The 15,218-nt window shown below is 34.3% G+C and carries 18 protein-coding genes and 5 tRNA genes; 3 read left to right on the forward strand and 20 right to left on the reverse strand.

Translation table 11 applies throughout. From position 1 onward, the window contains the following. Positions 1-31: 31 nt before the first annotated feature. The 20 genes from rplL to GGR97_RS06430 all read right to left on the reverse strand — a co-directional run bounded on the left by rplL (position 32) and on the right by GGR97_RS06430 (position 11,461). Complete coding sequence (gene rplL / locus GGR97_RS06335) at positions 32-400, reverse strand: 50S ribosomal protein L7/L12 (RefSeq protein WP_167897687.1); 369 nt, start codon at positions 398-400, stop codon at positions 32-34. A gap of 61 nt (positions 401-461) precedes the next feature. Beyond that, positions 462-998, reverse strand: coding sequence for a 50S ribosomal protein L10 (gene rplJ, locus GGR97_RS06340; protein WP_167897688.1), 537 nt, complete (start codon positions 996-998; stop codon positions 462-464). Positions 999-1,021: 23 nt separating this feature from the next. After that, positions 1,022-1,711 carry a 50S ribosomal protein L1 gene (gene rplA / locus GGR97_RS06345; protein WP_167897689.1) on the reverse strand — a complete coding sequence of 230 codons (690 nt, stop codon included), beginning with the start codon at positions 1,709-1,711 and terminating at the stop codon, positions 1,022-1,024. Positions 1,712-1,729: 18 nt separating this feature from the next. Further along, positions 1,730-2,167, reverse strand: coding sequence for a 50S ribosomal protein L11 (gene rplK / locus GGR97_RS06350; RefSeq protein WP_167897690.1), 438 nt, complete (start codon positions 2,165-2,167; stop codon positions 1,730-1,732). A gap of 81 nt (positions 2,168-2,248) precedes the next feature. Continuing rightward, the gene (gene nusG, locus GGR97_RS06355; RefSeq protein ID WP_167897691.1) at positions 2,249-2,803 is read right to left on the reverse strand and encodes a transcription termination/antitermination protein NusG; all 555 of its coding nucleotides are present in this window, start codon (positions 2,801-2,803) and stop codon (positions 2,249-2,251) included. Between the two features lie 9 nt (positions 2,804-2,812). Beyond that, complete coding sequence (gene secE / locus GGR97_RS06360; protein WP_167897692.1) at positions 2,813-3,004, reverse strand: preprotein translocase subunit SecE; 192 nt, start codon at positions 3,002-3,004, stop codon at positions 2,813-2,815. A gap of 127 nt (positions 3,005-3,131) precedes the next feature. Next, positions 3,132-3,204: transfer RNA gene (locus GGR97_RS06365), tRNA-Trp, on the reverse strand. A gap of 51 nt (positions 3,205-3,255) precedes the next feature. Then, positions 3,256-4,440 (reverse strand): elongation factor Tu, encoded by a 1,185-nt coding sequence (tuf, locus tag GGR97_RS06370; RefSeq protein ID WP_167897693.1) that lies wholly within the window; start codon positions 4,438-4,440, stop codon positions 3,256-3,258. A gap of 66 nt (positions 4,441-4,506) precedes the next feature. After that, positions 4,507-4,579 (reverse strand) — tRNA-Thr (locus GGR97_RS06375). A gap of 15 nt (positions 4,580-4,594) precedes the next feature. After that, positions 4,595-4,667: transfer RNA gene (locus GGR97_RS06380), tRNA-Gly, on the reverse strand. Positions 4,668-4,718: 51 nt separating this feature from the next. After that, positions 4,719-4,800: transfer RNA gene (locus GGR97_RS06385), tRNA-Tyr, on the reverse strand. Between the two features lie 38 nt (positions 4,801-4,838). Then, positions 4,839-4,912 (reverse strand) — tRNA-Thr (locus tag GGR97_RS06390). 107 nt (positions 4,913-5,019) lie between these two features. Next, a complete protein-coding gene (hpf, locus tag GGR97_RS06395) occupies positions 5,020-5,325 on the reverse strand; it encodes a ribosome hibernation-promoting factor, HPF/YfiA family (RefSeq protein WP_167897694.1) in 306 nt (101 codons plus the stop codon). Positions 5,326-5,330: 5 nt separating this feature from the next. Next, positions 5,331-6,227: a tyrosine-type recombinase/integrase gene (locus GGR97_RS06400; RefSeq protein ID WP_167897695.1), complete on the reverse strand. Its 897-nt coding sequence runs from the start codon at positions 6,225-6,227 to the stop codon at positions 5,331-5,333. A 75-nt stretch (positions 6,228-6,302) separates the two neighbouring features. Next, positions 6,303-6,500, reverse strand: a complete 198-nt coding sequence (rpsU, locus tag GGR97_RS06405) for a 30S ribosomal protein S21 (protein WP_167897696.1) — start codon at positions 6,498-6,500, stop codon at positions 6,303-6,305. A gap of 96 nt (positions 6,501-6,596) precedes the next feature. After that, a complete protein-coding gene (locus GGR97_RS06410) occupies positions 6,597-7,736 on the reverse strand; it encodes an acyl-CoA dehydrogenase family protein (protein WP_167897697.1) in 1,140 nt (379 codons plus the stop codon). Positions 7,737-7,757: 21 nt separating this feature from the next. After that, positions 7,758-8,612, reverse strand: a complete 855-nt coding sequence (locus GGR97_RS06415; protein WP_167897698.1) for a helix-hairpin-helix domain-containing protein — start codon at positions 8,610-8,612, stop codon at positions 7,758-7,760. Between the two features lie 19 nt (positions 8,613-8,631). After that, the gene (locus GGR97_RS06420; RefSeq protein WP_167897699.1) at positions 8,632-10,242 is read right to left on the reverse strand and encodes an alanine/glycine:cation symporter family protein; all 1,611 of its coding nucleotides are present in this window, start codon (positions 10,240-10,242) and stop codon (positions 8,632-8,634) included. Continuing rightward, positions 10,235-11,227: a potassium channel family protein gene (locus GGR97_RS06425; protein WP_167897700.1), complete on the reverse strand. Its 993-nt coding sequence runs from the start codon at positions 11,225-11,227 to the stop codon at positions 10,235-10,237. Before GGR97_RS06425 ends, GGR97_RS06420 begins: the two co-directional genes overlap by 8 nt. Before the next feature lie 6 nt (positions 11,228-11,233). Further along, a complete protein-coding gene (locus GGR97_RS06430) occupies positions 11,234-11,461 on the reverse strand; it encodes a PspC domain-containing protein (protein ID WP_209272330.1) in 228 nt (75 codons plus the stop codon). 111 nt (positions 11,462-11,572) lie between these two features. Here GGR97_RS06430 and GGR97_RS06435 point away from each other — a divergent pair, with 111 nt between their 5' ends. The 3 genes from GGR97_RS06435 to GGR97_RS06445 are packed head-to-tail and all read left to right on the forward strand — an operon-like array spanning position 11,573 to position 15,178. Beyond that, on the forward strand, positions 11,573-13,687 hold the full coding sequence (locus GGR97_RS06435) for a Tex family protein (protein ID WP_167897701.1): 2,115 nt from the start codon (positions 11,573-11,575) through the stop codon (positions 13,685-13,687). Between the two features lie 42 nt (positions 13,688-13,729). Then, a complete protein-coding gene (gene map, locus GGR97_RS06440) occupies positions 13,730-14,494 on the forward strand; it encodes a type I methionyl aminopeptidase (protein ID WP_167897702.1) in 765 nt (254 codons plus the stop codon). Positions 14,495-14,500: 6 nt separating this feature from the next. Next, positions 14,501-15,178, forward strand: a complete 678-nt coding sequence (locus tag GGR97_RS06445; protein ID WP_167897703.1) for an SIR2 family NAD-dependent protein deacylase — start codon at positions 14,501-14,503, stop codon at positions 15,176-15,178. Positions 15,179-15,218: the final 40 nt, after the last annotated feature.

The following is a 15,218-nucleotide window of genomic DNA, read 5'->3' on the forward strand; positions in this document are numbered from 1 at the left end:
CCTAAACCTATAAGGTTTTGTATCGTAAAGATTACTTTAACTCTACACTAGCACCAACTTCTTCTAATGAAGTTTTGATTCCTTCTGCTTCTTCTTTAGAAACACCTTCTTTAATTGCAGATGGAGTTCCATCAACTAAAGCTTTAGCTTCTTTTAATCCTAATCCAGTTAATTCTTTAACAGCTTTAACTACTTTTAACTTAGAAGCTCCTGCTTCAGTTAAAATAACGTCAAATTCACTCTTCTCTTCAGCAGCTTCACCACCTCCAGCAGCACCACCTACAACTACAGCAGCAGCTGGTTCGATACCGTACTCATCTTTTAAGATAGTAGCTAATTCATTTACTTCTTTAACTGTTAAGTTAACTAATTGTTCTGCGAAATCTTTTAATTCTGCCATTTTGATTCTTTTTTTCGTTTATTTAAAAACGTGTTGTATTATAATTTATTTGTGCGCGTAATTATTCTGCTGCTTCTTCTGTAGATGCTTCTACAGCTTCACCAGCTCTATCTGTACGTTCTTCATTAGTTAACGCTGAAACAACGTTTTTAATAGGAGACTGTAAGATAGTGATGATATCACCAATTAACTCTTCTTTAGATTTAATTGCAACTAATGCAGGTAATTGATCAGCTCCAACATAAACTTCATCAGCTATGTAAGCACCTTTCAATAAAGGTCTCTCTGCTTTAGATTTCTTAAAGAAATCTTGAATTACTTTCGCAGGAGCGTTAGCTACTGTTGCGTAAAACACAGATGTATTTCCTTTTAAAGTTGATGGTAAATCACCAAAGTCTTTATCAGACTTTTCCATTGCTTTTTCTAGCAATGTATTTTTCACTACAGATAATTTAATATCTGCCTTAAAACAAGCTCTTCTTAAGTTAGAAGTAGTTGCAGCATCTAATCCTGAAATATCAGCTAAATAGATTACTGAATTCTCCGCTAATTGGCTTGTTAAATCTTCAATTACTTGAAATTTTTCTTCTCTTGTCATTGTCTATGAGTTTTAACAGCTAATTAAAGCGATTTAAGGTCTAATTGTACTGAAGGAGACTGTGTAGAAGAGATAAATGCACTCTTAATGTAAGTTCCTTTAGCAGCAGTAGGCTTTAACTTAATAATAGTTTGAATTAATTCGTTAGCGTTTTCAGAAATTTTAGCAGCATCAAAAGAAACTTTTCCAATTGCAGCGTGTACAATTCCAGTCTTATCTACTTTAAAATCAATCTTACCAGCTTTTACTTCTTTTACTGCCTTAGCAATATCCATAGTAACTGTACCTGTCTTAGGGTTAGGCATTAATCCTCTTGGTCCTAAAACACGTCCTAACGGTCCTAATTTACCCATACAAGATGGCATCGTGATGATCACATCAACATCTGTCCAACCTGCTTTAATTTTTGCTAAGTACTCGTCTAATCCAACGTAGTCTGCACCAGCTTCTTTAGCTTCTGCTTCTTTGTCTGGAGTAACTAATGCTAGTACTTTAACGTCTTTTCCTGTTCCGTGTGGTAATGTTACAACTCCACGAACCATTTGATTTGCTTTTCTAGGATCTACTCCTAAACGGATAGCAAGATCTACAGATGCATCAAAATTTGCAGATGTAATATCTTTCACTAATGTTGATGCCTCATTCAAAGAATAAACTTTTGAACTGTCAATCTTAGCTTTAGCTTCCTTTTGCTTTTTTGTTAATTTTGCCATGTTTACTTCGTTTATTGATTAAAATGGAGCATCTCCGCTTATAGTTATACCCATTGATCTTGCAGTACCTGCGATCATTTTCATTCCTGACTCTACAGTAAATGCATTTAAGTCAGGCATCTTGTCTTCTGCGATAGTCTTAACCTGATCCCAAGATATACTTGCAACCTTTTTACGGTTAGGTTCTCCAGATCCGCTCTTTAATTTAGCAGCTTCTAAAATTTGAACTGCAGCTGGAGGAGTTTTAACAACAAACTCAAAAGATTTATCAGAATACACAGTAATTGCTACTGGTAATACTTTCCCTTGTTTGTCTTGAGTTCTAGCATTAAATTGCTTACAGAACTCCATAATGTTAACTCCGGCAGCACCTAAAGCAGGACCTACTGGTGGTGAAGGATTTGCTTGCCCTCCCTTTACCTGTAATTTTACAATCTTACTTACTTCTTTTGCCATTTTTAATATAAAATTAAATTAAACCTTGTGTTATCGTTTGGAAGCAAAACACAAAATTAACTTGTAACACTCTTTTGTTTCTTATGATATTTTATCTACTTGCATATAGCTTAATTCCAATGGTGTTTTTCTACCAAAGATTTTAACCATAACTTCAAGTTTTCTCTTCTCTTCGTGAATAACCTCAATAGTACCATCAAAACCATTAAAGGGTCCGTCAATTACTTTTACAGTCTCTCCTAATACGTAAGGAATCGCAATATTATGATCTGGTTGAACTGTTAATTCATCAACCTTACCTAACATTCTATTAATCTCACTTTGTCTCATAGGAACAGGCTCTCCTCCTTTTGTCTCACCTAAAAAACCAATAACTCCTGTTACGGCTTTAATTACGTGAGGAACTTCTCCTGCTAAATTTGCTTCTACCATTACATAACCTGGAAAATAAACACGTTCACGTGTAGATTTCTTTCCGTTACGAACTTGAACAACTTTTTCTGTTGGCACTAATACTTGATCTACATAATCAGATAATCCAAGACGTGAAATTTCATTTTCAATATAGGTTTTCACCTTATTTTCTTGACCACCAATAGCCCTTACTACATACCACTTCTTTACAGAATCAGCCATAATTTACTTTTACTTTAAAATATTAAAAAACCACTCTAGGCCTGTTTGAAAAAATTGATCCACTACAAACACTGTTAATGCGAAAATAATCGTAAAAATAGCAACTACTACAGTAGATTTTTGAGCTTCTTCTTTAGATACCCATGTCATTTCATCCTTTAACTCAATAAACGATGACTTTATGTAATTAATAATATTCATTTTCTTCTCTTAAAAAGTCGTGCAAAGATATAAAATTATTCAACATGCGAATAATTTTATATCTTTTTTTAACTTGATTGGTAAAAAAAGGAATTATATAAAATATAATTCCTTCGTTCCTTATTAGCACGGGCGGAGAGACTCGAACTCCCGACACCTGGTTTTGGAGACCAGTGCTCTACCAACTGAGCTACGCCCGTAAAATTGGAGCTTGCTTTAAAACAAGCTCCTTATTTTTATATGTCTTACGACTATAAGATTTCAGTTACCTGACCAGCACCTACTGTTCTACCTCCTTCACGGATAGCAAAACGTAAACCAATGTTCATTGCAATTGGAGAGTGTAAATCAACTGTAATAGTTAAGTTATCTCCTGGCATTACCATTTCAACTCCATCAGGTAAGTTAATAGTACCTGTTACGTCAGTTGTACGTACGTAAAACTGTGGACGGTAGTTGTTGTGGAATGGAGTGTGACGTCCACCTTCTTCTTTCTTTAAGATATAAACCTCAGCTTTGAATTTATCGTGTGGAGTTACAGAACCTGGCTTACAGATTACCATTCCTCTTTTGATATCTTCTTTTGCAATACCTCTTAATAAGATACCTACGTTATCTCCAGCTTCACCTCTATCTAATATCTTACGGAACATTTCAACTCCTGTAATAGTAGAAACTAATTTCTCAGCTCCCATACCAATAATATCAACAGAATCTCCAGTGTTAGCTACTCCAGTTTCGATACGTCCTGTAGCAACAGTACCACGACCAGTAATAGAGAATACATCTTCGATAGGCATTAAGAAATCTTTCTCAACCTCACGAACTGGCTCTTCAATCCACTCATCAACAGCAGCCATTAATTCCATAATAGAATCAACCCACTTAGGCTCATTGTTTAACCCTCCTAAAGCAGATCCTTGGATTACTGGAGTGTTATCACCATCATAGTCGTAGAAAGATAACAATTCACGAACTTCCATGTCAACTAACTCTAATAACTCCTCATCATCAACCATATCAACTTTGTTCAAGAAAACAACGATACGAGGAATACCAACCTGACGTCCTAATAAGATGTGTTCACGAGTCTGTGGCATTGGTCCATCAGTAGCAGCAACTACTAAAATAGCACCATCCATTTGAGCAGCTCCAGTTACCATGTTCTTTACGTAATCCGCGTGACCAGGACAGTCAACGTGAGCGTAGTGACGGTTAGCTGTAGAATACTCTACGTGAGAAGTGTTAATAGTAATACCTCTTTCTTTTTCTTCTGGTGCGTTATCGATAGAGTCGAAAGATCTCAATTCTGATAAACCAGCGTTAGCTAATACTGTAGTAATAGCAGCAGTTAAAGTAGTTTTACCGTGGTCAACGTGTCCGATTGTACCGATGTTTAAGTGCGGTTTCGAACGGTCAAATGTTTCCTTTGCCATGATTATTAATTTTAATTCTTAGTTATATAAATTAGTGTTTATTTTAAACCTTTTTAATCCTTATTGAGCCAATGACCGGATTTGAACCGGTGACCTCATCCCTACCAAGGATGCGCTCTACCAACTGAGCTACACCGGCTTGGGTTTTAAATTGAGCGAAAGACCGGGTTCGAACCGGCGACATTCAGCTTGGAAGGCTGACGCTCTACCAACTGAGCTACTTTCGCGATTTACTGATTTTCATCAGAAAGAACTTAATATTACTTAAGCCTTAATTGTGGTGAGAGAAGGATTCGAACCTTCGAAGACATAGTCAGCGGATTTACAGTCCGCCCTCGTTGGCCACTTGAGTATCTCACCTTACCTTAAAATGTAAAAGAACGACTTTCTTTTTTTTGAGCCGATAATAGGACTCGAACCTACGACCTGCTGATTACAAATCAGCTGCTCTAGCCAGCTGAGCTATATCGGCTTTTAAATAGTCGCTGCAAATAAAAAGCAGCCCGCTATCTTAACGGACTGCAAATTTATAAAGTTTTAGATATCAACCAAAAAAAAAACGAAATATTTTTATTTTTTTTAATGTTGAAGTTCTCTTTCCTTTTCTTTGATCTTCATTAACTGTCTTTTCATGGAATCCGCACACAAATTTATCCCTTCTTCAAAAGTCTTCGCTTCTTTTTTCACCATTAAGTCATGACCCGGAATATTTAACTTCAATTCAGTTACTTTATTCTCTTTCTCACTGGTTTGTTGCACTTTTAAAAACACATCTCCATCAACTATTTTGTCATGATATTTCTCTAAGCTTTCTACCTTTTTGTTTACAAATACAACCAAATCTTTGTCTGCTGTAAAATTTACTGACTGAACATTTATTTTCATACGAATTACTTTTTTTTAGCACTTCTAGGGTGTGCTTGATTATACACTTGCTTCAATTTGTCTAGACTATTATGGGTGTAAACTTGTGTAGCCGCTAAACTTGAGTGCCCTAACAACTCTTTTACCGAATTCAAATCTGCCCCATTGTTAACCAAATCCGTTGCGTAAGAATGTCTTAATACGTGTGGACTTTTCTTTTGCTTCGTCGTGACCTTACTAAAGTAGGAATTTATAATTCGATACACAAGAGCATTGTACATTTTAACTCCTTTTTTCGTCACAAAAAAAGAGTCACTATCGCCAATAATCTGCGCTCTTTCTTTTAAATATTCTTCTATTTCATTAACAACTTCCTTGTACACAGGTAGAATACGCTCTTTATTTCTTTTCCCTAAAACCTTTATGGTTTTTTCTTTAAGATCTACATCTTTATACCTTAAACCGATGATTTCAGCCTGTCTTATGCCTGTTGCATAGAGCAAATGAATAATTAACTTGTTTCTTTTCTGCTCAAAAACGCTAAAAGTGTCATCTGTAATCAACATGGCTTCTTCAATCTCTCGTTCGTTAAAAGGGATCATTATTTTCTTAGCCGTTTTTAAACTTTTTTGATTTGACAAAGGATTTTTATCAACCTCTCCTACTTTTAACAGAAAGGAATAAAATGATTTTAAAGAGGTAATTTTTCTATTCACAGAACGATTGCCAATGTTTTTATGATTTAAAAACACAATCCAAGATCTTATATAAACATGCTCAACCTCCTTAACATCAACTACTTGAAAATCTGACTCCAGAAATTCAAAAAAATCAAGAATGTCTTTTTGGTAAGCAGTAGTTGTATGTTTTGAATAGTTTTTTTCTAAAGACAAGTAGTCTATAAACTTCGTAAGCAACTCCATCAGCATCAATTATTTAAATGGAAGGTACAAAAAAACCCTGTGAAATTCACAGGGTTTTTGTTTTGAAAAAGCTAATTATGCTTGTTCTTCGTTTGTTCTTAAACGCTGAACGTAAGAAGCTTTGATTCTTTGTTTACGATTGACAACAGAAGGTTTATTAAACTGCTGACGTTCACGTAAATTTTTCATCGTTTTTGTACGATCGAATTTTCTTTTAAAACGTTTTAACGCTCTATCGATATTTTCTCCGTCTTTTATAGGAATGATTAACATACTGAGGCACCTCCTTTCATCGTCGTGATATATTTTAAATGTGGTTATTTCTAATTTTGGACTGCAAAGATAGTTTTAAATAATGATATAAAGTCCTTATTTTAAAATATTTCTAGAAATCACTACTTTTTGTATTTCAGTAGTTCCTTCTCCTATAGTACACAGCTTGCTATCTCTATAAAACTTCTCTACAGGAAACTCTTTGGTATACCCATATCCTCCATGAATTTGAACGGCTTCATTAGCTACTCTTACACAGGTTTCTGAAGCAAACATTTTAGCCATAGCTCCAATGGTCGTCATTTTTTCTCCTAATTCTTTTTTGGCAGCAGCTTTATGGGTCAACAATTCTGAAGCTTCTATTTCCGTTGCCATGTCTGCCAATTTAAACGAAACTCCTTGAAAAGATGAGATTGGCTTTCCAAACTGTATTCTTTCTTTAGAGTACTTTAAAGCGGCTTCATAAGCACCTTTGGCAATTCCTATAGACAAGGCTGCTATAGAAATTCTTCCTCCGTCTAAGATTTTCATAGATTGAATAAATCCATCTCCTACTTCTCCTAACACATTTTCTTTAGGAACTCTACAGTTATCAAAAACCAATTCTGCAGTTTCTGAAGCTCGCATTCCTAATTTATCTTCTTTTTTTCCTGAACTAAATCCTGGGGTTCCTTTTTCAATCGCAAAAGCAGTCATTCCATGGGAATCTCCTTTTTCACCAGTTCTTACAATAACTACAGCAATATCTCCACTAATAGCATGGGTAATAAAGTTTTTAGCTCCGTTAATCACATATTCATCACCATCCAAAACGGCTGTTGTGCTCATTCCTCCTGCATCAGAACCTGTATTGTGCTCCGTTAATCCCCAAGCACCAATCCATTCACCAGTGGCTAATTTAGGCAGCCACTTCTTTTTTTGCGCTTCGTTACCAAATTGCAAAATATGACCAGTACATAAAGAATTATGCGCAGCAACAGACAGTCCTATAGAAGGATCTACTTTAGAAATTTCTTCTATTACCGTAATGTATTCATGATAACTTAACCCAGAACCTCCATAGGCTTCTGGTACCAAAACTCCCATAAATCCCATTTCTCCTAGCGACTTGAATAGTTCTACGGGGAAAACTTGAGACTCGTCCCATTGATAAATATTTGGTGTGATGTGAATTTTAGCAAAATCTTTAATCGATTGTGCTATCATTTTTTGGGTTTCATTCGTCTCGAAATTCATTCAAAAAAGATTTTAGTTGTTTTAGTGAGCCTGCAAATATAAACTTATTAAGTCAAACTTATCTACCGGAAAATTGCTTATTGTTTTTAACACTGCTAAATTCTGAATTTCAGCCACTTCTTTTCTATAGTCAATGATAGATTTAGCTTGTTTATAATTTATATAAACAATACTACTTAACTCACTAACAGTTGCTTTATTCACATTTATCTTTTTTATATGGGGTGTGGATAAAATTTGGAATTCTTTTTTTAAACGCAATAAAACTTCTGGAGGCAAGCCCCAAACTTCATCTATTTGGGAATTATAAGTAAAACCTTGTAGTTTTTCTCTGTACTTTACAATTCTGTTGGCTCTAGTCTCTCCAATTCCCTTAATAGTAATCAACTCCTTAACAGTAGCTTTGTTAAGGTCTTTAACAACCATTTTTTTAGCTACTATCTTTTTCTTTTGTGCTGTTTTACGGGTAACCCATTCTGGAAATTTAAAATAAGGTGCTAGTTGATGCAATAAAGAATCTGATACTTTAGTAACCTTTTTAAAGTCTTCAACGGAATTGATGTACTTTTCTGTTTTTCTATACGCCAACAATCGATCTATTTCTGCTACAGACATTCCTAACTGATACGCTTTATAGTCACTTAAATAATTAGGATTAAAAGGCTTTAAAACATAGTCAGAACTCTCTACTTGTGACAAACTATCTAACTGTTTCTGAATATTTTGAGCAATGGGACTTAACTCATATCCTGTATCCTTATTCTTAAACTCAAAAAAATAGAGAAAGGCTTGTACCAACAAGACAACTACAATCAATACAAAAATCCCATTTCGTTGACTTTTTGAGTAACTGAAATGGGATTTGAAAATTTTCATACGAAAAGATACTTTTAAGTTAGTCTTCTACTTTATGTTTAATAGCTGTTAAATAGCGTTTAATTTCTTGTTTGGCTTTAGGGGCTAAGATAATTAATCCTAAAACATTTGGAAATACCATGGCAAAAATCATAGAATCAGAAAACTCTACTACCGAATTTAAACTAGAAGAAGCTCCTACAATAATTACGAATAAAAATAAGACTTTATAAGTAGTATCGGCCAATTTACTTTTTCCAAAAAGATAACTCCATCCCTGAATTCCATAATAAGACCAAGACAACATGGTTGAAAATGCAAATAAAATAACCGCAATGGTTAAGACTACAGAAAAGTGTGGAATGGCAGAATCAAAAGCGGCAGAAGTTAAATCTACTCCTCCTAATTTTTGTCCCGATCCATTCATAACTACATTACTACCTTCTAAATTGGCATATTCAAACAAGCTATATTTTAAATTCGTAATAACAATCACCAAAGCAGTCATGGTACAAATAACAACAGTGTCTACAAAAGGTCCAATACTGGCAACGATACCTTCACTTGCAGGAAATTTAGTTTTTACAGCGGCATGCGCAATAGATGCAGAACCGACTCCTGCCTCATTAGAAAAAGCAGCTCTCTGAAAACCTACAATCATCACCCCCACAACACCTCCTAACAAGGCATCACTCTCAAAAGCACCTTTCCATATTTGAACAGCTGCATTAGGAATCATATCAAAATTCTTAAAAATGATAATTAATGAAGCTCCCACAAATAAAATTCCCATAAACGGAACAATCTTTTCGGTTACTTTTCCAATTCTTTTAATTCCTCCAATAATCACAATTCCAACCAAAGCCGCTAAAACCAATCCAAAAATAAATCCTGATTCCAATCCGGTTAGTGACATGAATTGTGCAGTAGCTTGGTTAGATTGAAACATGTTTCCTCCTCCAAAAGAACCTCCTACAACAAAAATGGCATACATAATAGCTAATACCTTACCTAGGCCAGCCATGTTTTTTTCTTTTAATCCCTTTTTTAAGTAATACATAGGTCCTCCGTAGATTTTACCATCTGCTCCTACCTCTCTATACTTAACTCCTAAAGTAGCTTCTACTAGTTTTGTAGACATTCCTAAAAAACCTGCTAAAATCATCCATATAATAGCACCCGGTCCTCCTAAAGCAATAGCTACGGCTACCCCTGCAATATTTCCTAACCCAACAGTAGCAGACAATGCTGCTGTTAAAGCCTGAAAATGTGTAACTTCTCCAATAACAGGTGTTATTTTTCTTTCTTTGTTAGATTCAGCTACATCTATAATTTTTTCAATACTTTCTCCTTCTTCGTATGCGTGATCTAACGCATCGTAATCTCCTTTGGTTGCTTTAATGGCTACTCCCAAAAGACGAATATTAGCAAACTTAAAATACAGGGTAAAAAACAAAGCCCCTAATAATAAAACAATCAATACAATAGGTACATTTTTAGGTCCTATAGGAACGGAGTAGAACACAACTTGTGTGACTGCGTGAGAAATGGGTTGAAAGTTTTCCTCTATCACCTCATCTATAGAAGCAAAAGTGATGGTTGGAATTAATAATACAATTAGACTTAGTAGTTGTTTGATTAGTTTACTCATAAATTTCTTTAAATTTTTTAATTTGTTCAGGCCTTCCTAAAACGATTAATTTACAGTGGGGTTCTAAAATCATTTTTGATGACGGGTTGACAATATATTCATCTTCTGAAGTGATAAAACCAATAACGTTGCACCCTGAATTTCTGCGAACGTCTAAATCTTGAATAGATTTCATCATATATTCTTCTGGCAATTCATCAACACCAATTTCTTCTAAATTGGCATTGGAATCTCCTTCCATATTAATTCTATTCACAAACTCAACTAAATCTGGAGTAACTAATAACGAAGCCATGTGATCTCCTCCCAACTTATCGGGCATAATTACATGATTGGCTCCTGCTATTTTTAATTTCTCAGTAGCATTTTCATCATTAGCCCTACTAACAATATTTAGTTTGGAATTTAATTGTCTTGAAGACAGCACAATATACACATTATTAGCATCCGAAGGTAAAGCGGCTATTAAATGGGATGCTTTTGCTATTCCTGCATTTTTTAAAGCAAGATCACTTGTGGCATCTCCTTTTACAAATTGTACATCTTGGTACATAGGATTTTCTATAAATTCCTCTTTTTGCTCAATAACCACACAAGTTTTGTTAAACTTCTTTAGCTTTTCATAAGACTGTCTACCGTTTCTACCAAAACCACAAATAATGGTATGCCCTTCTAACTTGGCAATTTCTTTTAACTCTTTTTTGATACGAAAAGCTTCCATAAGTACATTGTTTGAAAAAAAATCTGAAATAACAGTTACCAAGTATCCATATACACCAATACTCATTAACAATAATAAAATGGTAAAAAGTTTACCTGCACTATCTAAAGGTTGTACCTCTCCAAAACCAACAGTGGTAATGGTAATAATGGTCATAAAAAAAGCATTTACTAACGTATAGTCAAATGCCAAAAAGAAAACTACAGTTCCTATAGCTAGAACAACAGCAAATAAAAATAACCCTTTATATATTTTGTTTAGCATACAGTTCTATAAATCAAACACAGAGGTTCGTTTGGTACGAATCATATCTTTTAATTTTAATAAAAAAGCCAAGGTTAGGTAAATTCCAAAAGAAACTCCTAAGGTTACAAATGATATGTACACAAAGAACAAACGCACATTGGCTGTTCTCATCCCTAACCGATCTGCCAGTCTTGAAGAAACATCAAAACCATGTCTTTCAAAAAAATGGCGAATTTTAGTAATCAAAGTCATCGTAAAAAATCAATATGCTGCAAGTTAATAAAATGACACTAGTAATAACAATTAAGTTTCTACATTATCGGGTATAAAAACTATATTTACCCTCCCATAAACATTAAAAAGATGACAAATATTGATAATGCTTTACAAGTAGCAAAGCTTACAAATATATCTGAAGGAAAGGTAAACACCATTTTAAACTTTTTAAATGAAGGAGCTACCATTCCATTTATTGCCCGATACAGAAAAGACCAAACTGGTGGTTTAGAGGATTTTGAGATTTTTAACATCCAAAAACAATCGGTATTAGTGGATGAGATTATCAAAAGAAAAGCACATATACTAGAAACGCTTGACAATCAAAATATAACCGATGCTACCTTACGAAACAGAATTGAAAACTCTTGGGACAAAAAAGAGTTGGAAGATTTGTTTTTGCCTTATAAAACCAAACGTAAAACCAAAGCAAGTGTTGCTAAAGAAAACGGATTGGAAGGTTTGGCTAAAATAATTATGTCTCAAAACGCTACTGATGTAAATGCTAGTCGTTTTGTAAAAGGAGCTATTAAAACAGAAGAAGATGCCATTGCAGGTGCTTTGGATATTGTTAGTGAATGGATTGCAGAGCATAGTTATAGTAGAAATCAGTTAAGAAGGTTATATACTAGAGACGGACTTTTAACAAGTAAAGTAAAAAAAGGGAAAGAGCAAGAAGCTCAAACTTATAAAACCTATTTTGAGTTTGAACAAAAAGCAACCAGAGTACCATCGCATCGAGTATTGGCAATTTTAAGAGCTACGGAAGAAGGTTTGTTAACTTCTGGAATTTCTATAGACAAACAAACAGCCATTGCTTTGCTAGAAAAAAACTTTATAAAAGGTAACAATCAAGCAAGTAAACTATTACAACAAGCCATAGCAAGTACGTATAGCAAAAACTTAAAGCCTGCTTTAGAAAAAGAGCTTATCAAAGAAATAAAACTAAAAGCCGATATAGATGCAGTAAACGTGTTTTCTAAAAACTTAGAACAACTTTTATTGGCAAGTCCTATTGGTAAAAAAAGAGTATTGGCTATAGACCCTGGTTTTAAAACAGGTTGTAAAGTGGTTTGTTTAAACGCTCAAGGAGATTTGTTAGAAGACACTGTAATCTACCCTCATCCTCCACAGCAACAGCGTAGTAAAAGTATAGATAAAGTAGTACAACTACTAAATAAGCATAAAATTAAGGCAATTGCTATTGGGAACGGAACTGCGGGTAGAGAAACCGAAAGCTTGATAAAATCTATGAATCTTGCCAAAGACATTGCCGTGTATTTGGTCAACGAAAACGGTGCATCTATTTACTCCGCTTCTGAAATTGGTAGAGAAGAATTCCCTAACCACGATATTACAGTTCGTGGCTCAGTAAGTATTGGTAGGCGATTAATGGATCCTTTAGCAGAGCTGGTTAAAATTGATCCAAAGTCTATTGGAGTTGGCCAGTATCAACACGATGTGGATCAAACTTTGTTAAAGTCGGAATTAGATCATATTGTAGAAAGATGCGTAAATAAAATTGGAGTGCGACTAAATACTGCTAGCAAATATTTATTGCAATACATATCGGGAATTGGACCTGCTCTGGCTCAAAACATTGTAGATTATAGAACCGAAAACGGAAAGTTTACCAACATCAATCAACTTAAAAAAGTTCCTAGACTGGGTAACAAAGCTTTTGAACAATGTGCTGGTTTTTTACGTTTACAAGGAGATCAACCTTTAGATAATACGGGAATTCACCCTGAATTGTACAAAGAAGTAAATCAAATAGCTAAAAAACTAAACGTTCCTATTCCTGATTTAATTGGAAATGAAAAAGCCTTGACTTTGGTAGATGATGAAGAATTACAAGAAAAAATTGGAGTTTTATCGTTAACGGATTTATTAAACGAACTGGCTAAACCAAATCAGGATCCAAGAAATCAAGACGATCAGTTGGTTTTTGATGAAAACATTACCAACATCAATCACTTGTACGAAGGAATGATTTTAAAAGGACAAGTAAGTAATATTACCAACTTTGGTGCTTTTATAGATTTGGGAATTAAAGAAAATGGCTTGGTTCATATTTCTCAAATTACCGATAAGTTTATTTCATCACCTAATGATGTGCTACAACTAAACCAGATAGTAAACGTTAAAGTAATTCAATTAGACCTAGATCAGAAAAGAATTGGTTTGACTATGAAATTTTAAACAAAAAAAAGTAATTTTAGTTTTAATTAAAAAATATACAAAATGTCTATCACAAAAGAGTCTGAACTTATTGGAATGAAAAAAATTAGTGAAGTGGTTGGAACTACACTAAAATTAATGATAGCACATGCAACTGTAGGTATGTCTACCAAAGAATTAGATGAATATGGAGGTGAAATTTTAAGAAGTTACGGAGCAAAGTCTGCACCTTATGAAACTTACGACTTTCCTGGTTACACTTGCATTAGTGTAAACAAAGAAGCAGCACACGGAATTCCATCTGAAAATAAAATTCTAAAAGAAGGTGATCTGATAAATATTGATGTTTCGGCTGAGTTAAATGGATTTTGGTCAGACAATGGAGCTTCTTTTGTGCTTGGAAAAGATATACATCATCATCAACCACTTGTTAACGCTTCTAAAAACATTCTAAAAAAAGCAGTTCACAATATTAAAGGAGGCGTTAAAATAGCTGATATTGGACAAATCATTGAAACGGAAGCTAAAAAACAGGGATTTAAAGTTATTAAAAATTTAGCAGGGCACGGAGTGGGAAGAAGTTTGCACGAAGAACCTGAAAATATTTTAAATTACAGAGTCAAATCAAACCGTGAAAGATTTAAAAAGAATACAACAGTAGCTATAGAAACTTTTATATCAACAAAATCTACCATTGCTTTAGAGTTAAATGATGGTTGGACGTTGGTTGGTGATAAAGGAGGGTATGTTACACAACATGAACAAACTATATTGGTTACTGATAAAGAGCCTGTAATTTTAACTGAATCTAACGAGATTTGGAATTAACATCACATGAAAAACTTAGTGATTCTTACAGGAGCAGGTATTAGTGCCGAAAGTGGCATTAAAACTTTTAGAGATAGCAACGGTTTGTGGGAAAACCACGATGTGATGGAAGTGGCTTCTATTGATGGATGGTCTAAAAATCCTGCATTGATGCTAGATTTTTACAATCAGCGTAGGACACAAGCAGAAACAGTATTTCCTAACAAAGCACATTTGTTTTTAGCTGAATTACAAAAAAAATACAACGTTCAAATTATAACCCAAAATGTAGATGATTTGCACGAACGTGCTGGTAGCAAACAAGTATTGCATTTACACGGAAAATTATCAGAAGCTAAAAGCAGTAAAAACTCCAATTATATAATTGACATTACAGGTAAACAAATCAAATTAGGAGACGTTTGCCCACAAGGACATCAACTAAGACCTAATATTGTTTGGTTTGGAGAAGAAGTTCCTATGTTGGACAAAGCTGCTAGTATTTGCGAAACTGCCAATATATTTGTAATTATCGGAACCAGTTTACAAGTTTACCCAGCTGCTAGCTTAGTTGACTATATTCCTAAAGATTGTCCTGTATATATAATAGACCCAAAGGTAGATGAAATAAATATTCCGAAACACTACATATGTATTAAAGAATCCGCAGTAGCTAGTCTGCCTTTTTTACACACCTATTTATAACAAAAAAGCGAACACCTAGATGTTCGCTTTTTTTACTATT

Source organism: Wenyingzhuangia aestuarii (assembly GCF_011927765.1).
GTDB lineage: Bacteria > Bacteroidota > Bacteroidia > Flavobacteriales > Flavobacteriaceae > Wenyingzhuangia > Wenyingzhuangia aestuarii.

What these genes read in the sequence shown, in the direction of transcription:
- rplL (WP_167897687.1), bottom strand. Translation starts at nt 400, where the DNA reads ATGGCAGAATTAAAAGATTTCGCAGAACAATTAGTTAACTTAACAGTT.
- rplJ (WP_167897688.1), bottom strand. Translation starts at nt 998, where the DNA reads ATGACAAGAGAAGAAAAATTTCAAGTAATTGAAGATTTAACAAGCCAA.
- rplA (WP_167897689.1), bottom strand. Translation starts at nt 1,711, where the DNA reads ATGGCAAAATTAACAAAAAAGCAAAAGGAAGCTAAAGCTAAGATTGAC.
- rplK (WP_167897690.1), bottom strand. Translation starts at nt 2,167, where the DNA reads ATGGCAAAAGAAGTAAGTAAGATTGTAAAATTACAGGTAAAGGGAGGG.
- nusG (WP_167897691.1), bottom strand. Translation starts at nt 2,803, where the DNA reads ATGGCTGATTCTGTAAAGAAGTGGTATGTAGTAAGGGCTATTGGTGGT.
- secE (WP_167897692.1), bottom strand. Translation starts at nt 3,004, where the DNA reads ATGAATATTATTAATTACATAAAGTCATCGTTTATTGAGTTAAAGGAT.
- tuf (WP_167897693.1), bottom strand. Translation starts at nt 4,440, where the DNA reads ATGGCAAAGGAAACATTTGACCGTTCGAAACCGCACTTAAACATCGGT.
- hpf (WP_167897694.1), bottom strand. Translation starts at nt 5,325, where the DNA reads ATGAAAATAAATGTTCAGTCAGTAAATTTTACAGCAGACAAAGATTTG.
- GGR97_RS06400 (WP_167897695.1), bottom strand. Translation starts at nt 6,227, where the DNA reads ATGGAGTTGCTTACGAAGTTTATAGACTACTTGTCTTTAGAAAAAAAC.
- rpsU (WP_167897696.1), bottom strand. Translation starts at nt 6,500, where the DNA reads ATGTTAATCATTCCTATAAAAGACGGAGAAAATATCGATAGAGCGTTA.
- GGR97_RS06410 (WP_167897697.1), bottom strand. Translation starts at nt 7,736, where the DNA reads ATGAATTTCGAGACGAATGAAACCCAAAAAATGATAGCACAATCGATT.
- GGR97_RS06415 (WP_167897698.1), bottom strand. Translation starts at nt 8,612, where the DNA reads ATGAAAATTTTCAAATCCCATTTCAGTTACTCAAAAAGTCAACGAAAT.
- GGR97_RS06420 (WP_167897699.1), bottom strand. Translation starts at nt 10,242, where the DNA reads ATGAGTAAACTAATCAAACAACTACTAAGTCTAATTGTATTATTAATT.
- GGR97_RS06425 (WP_167897700.1), bottom strand. Translation starts at nt 11,227, where the DNA reads ATGCTAAACAAAATATATAAAGGGTTATTTTTATTTGCTGTTGTTCTA.
- GGR97_RS06430 (WP_209272330.1), bottom strand. Translation starts at nt 11,461, where the DNA reads ATGACTTTGATTACTAAAATTCGCCATTTTTTTGAAAGACATGGTTTT.
- GGR97_RS06435 (WP_167897701.1), top strand. Translation starts at nt 11,573, where the DNA reads ATGACAAATATTGATAATGCTTTACAAGTAGCAAAGCTTACAAATATA.
- map (WP_167897702.1), top strand. Translation starts at nt 13,730, where the DNA reads ATGTCTATCACAAAAGAGTCTGAACTTATTGGAATGAAAAAAATTAGT.
- GGR97_RS06445 (WP_167897703.1), top strand. Translation starts at nt 14,501, where the DNA reads ATGAAAAACTTAGTGATTCTTACAGGAGCAGGTATTAGTGCCGAAAGT.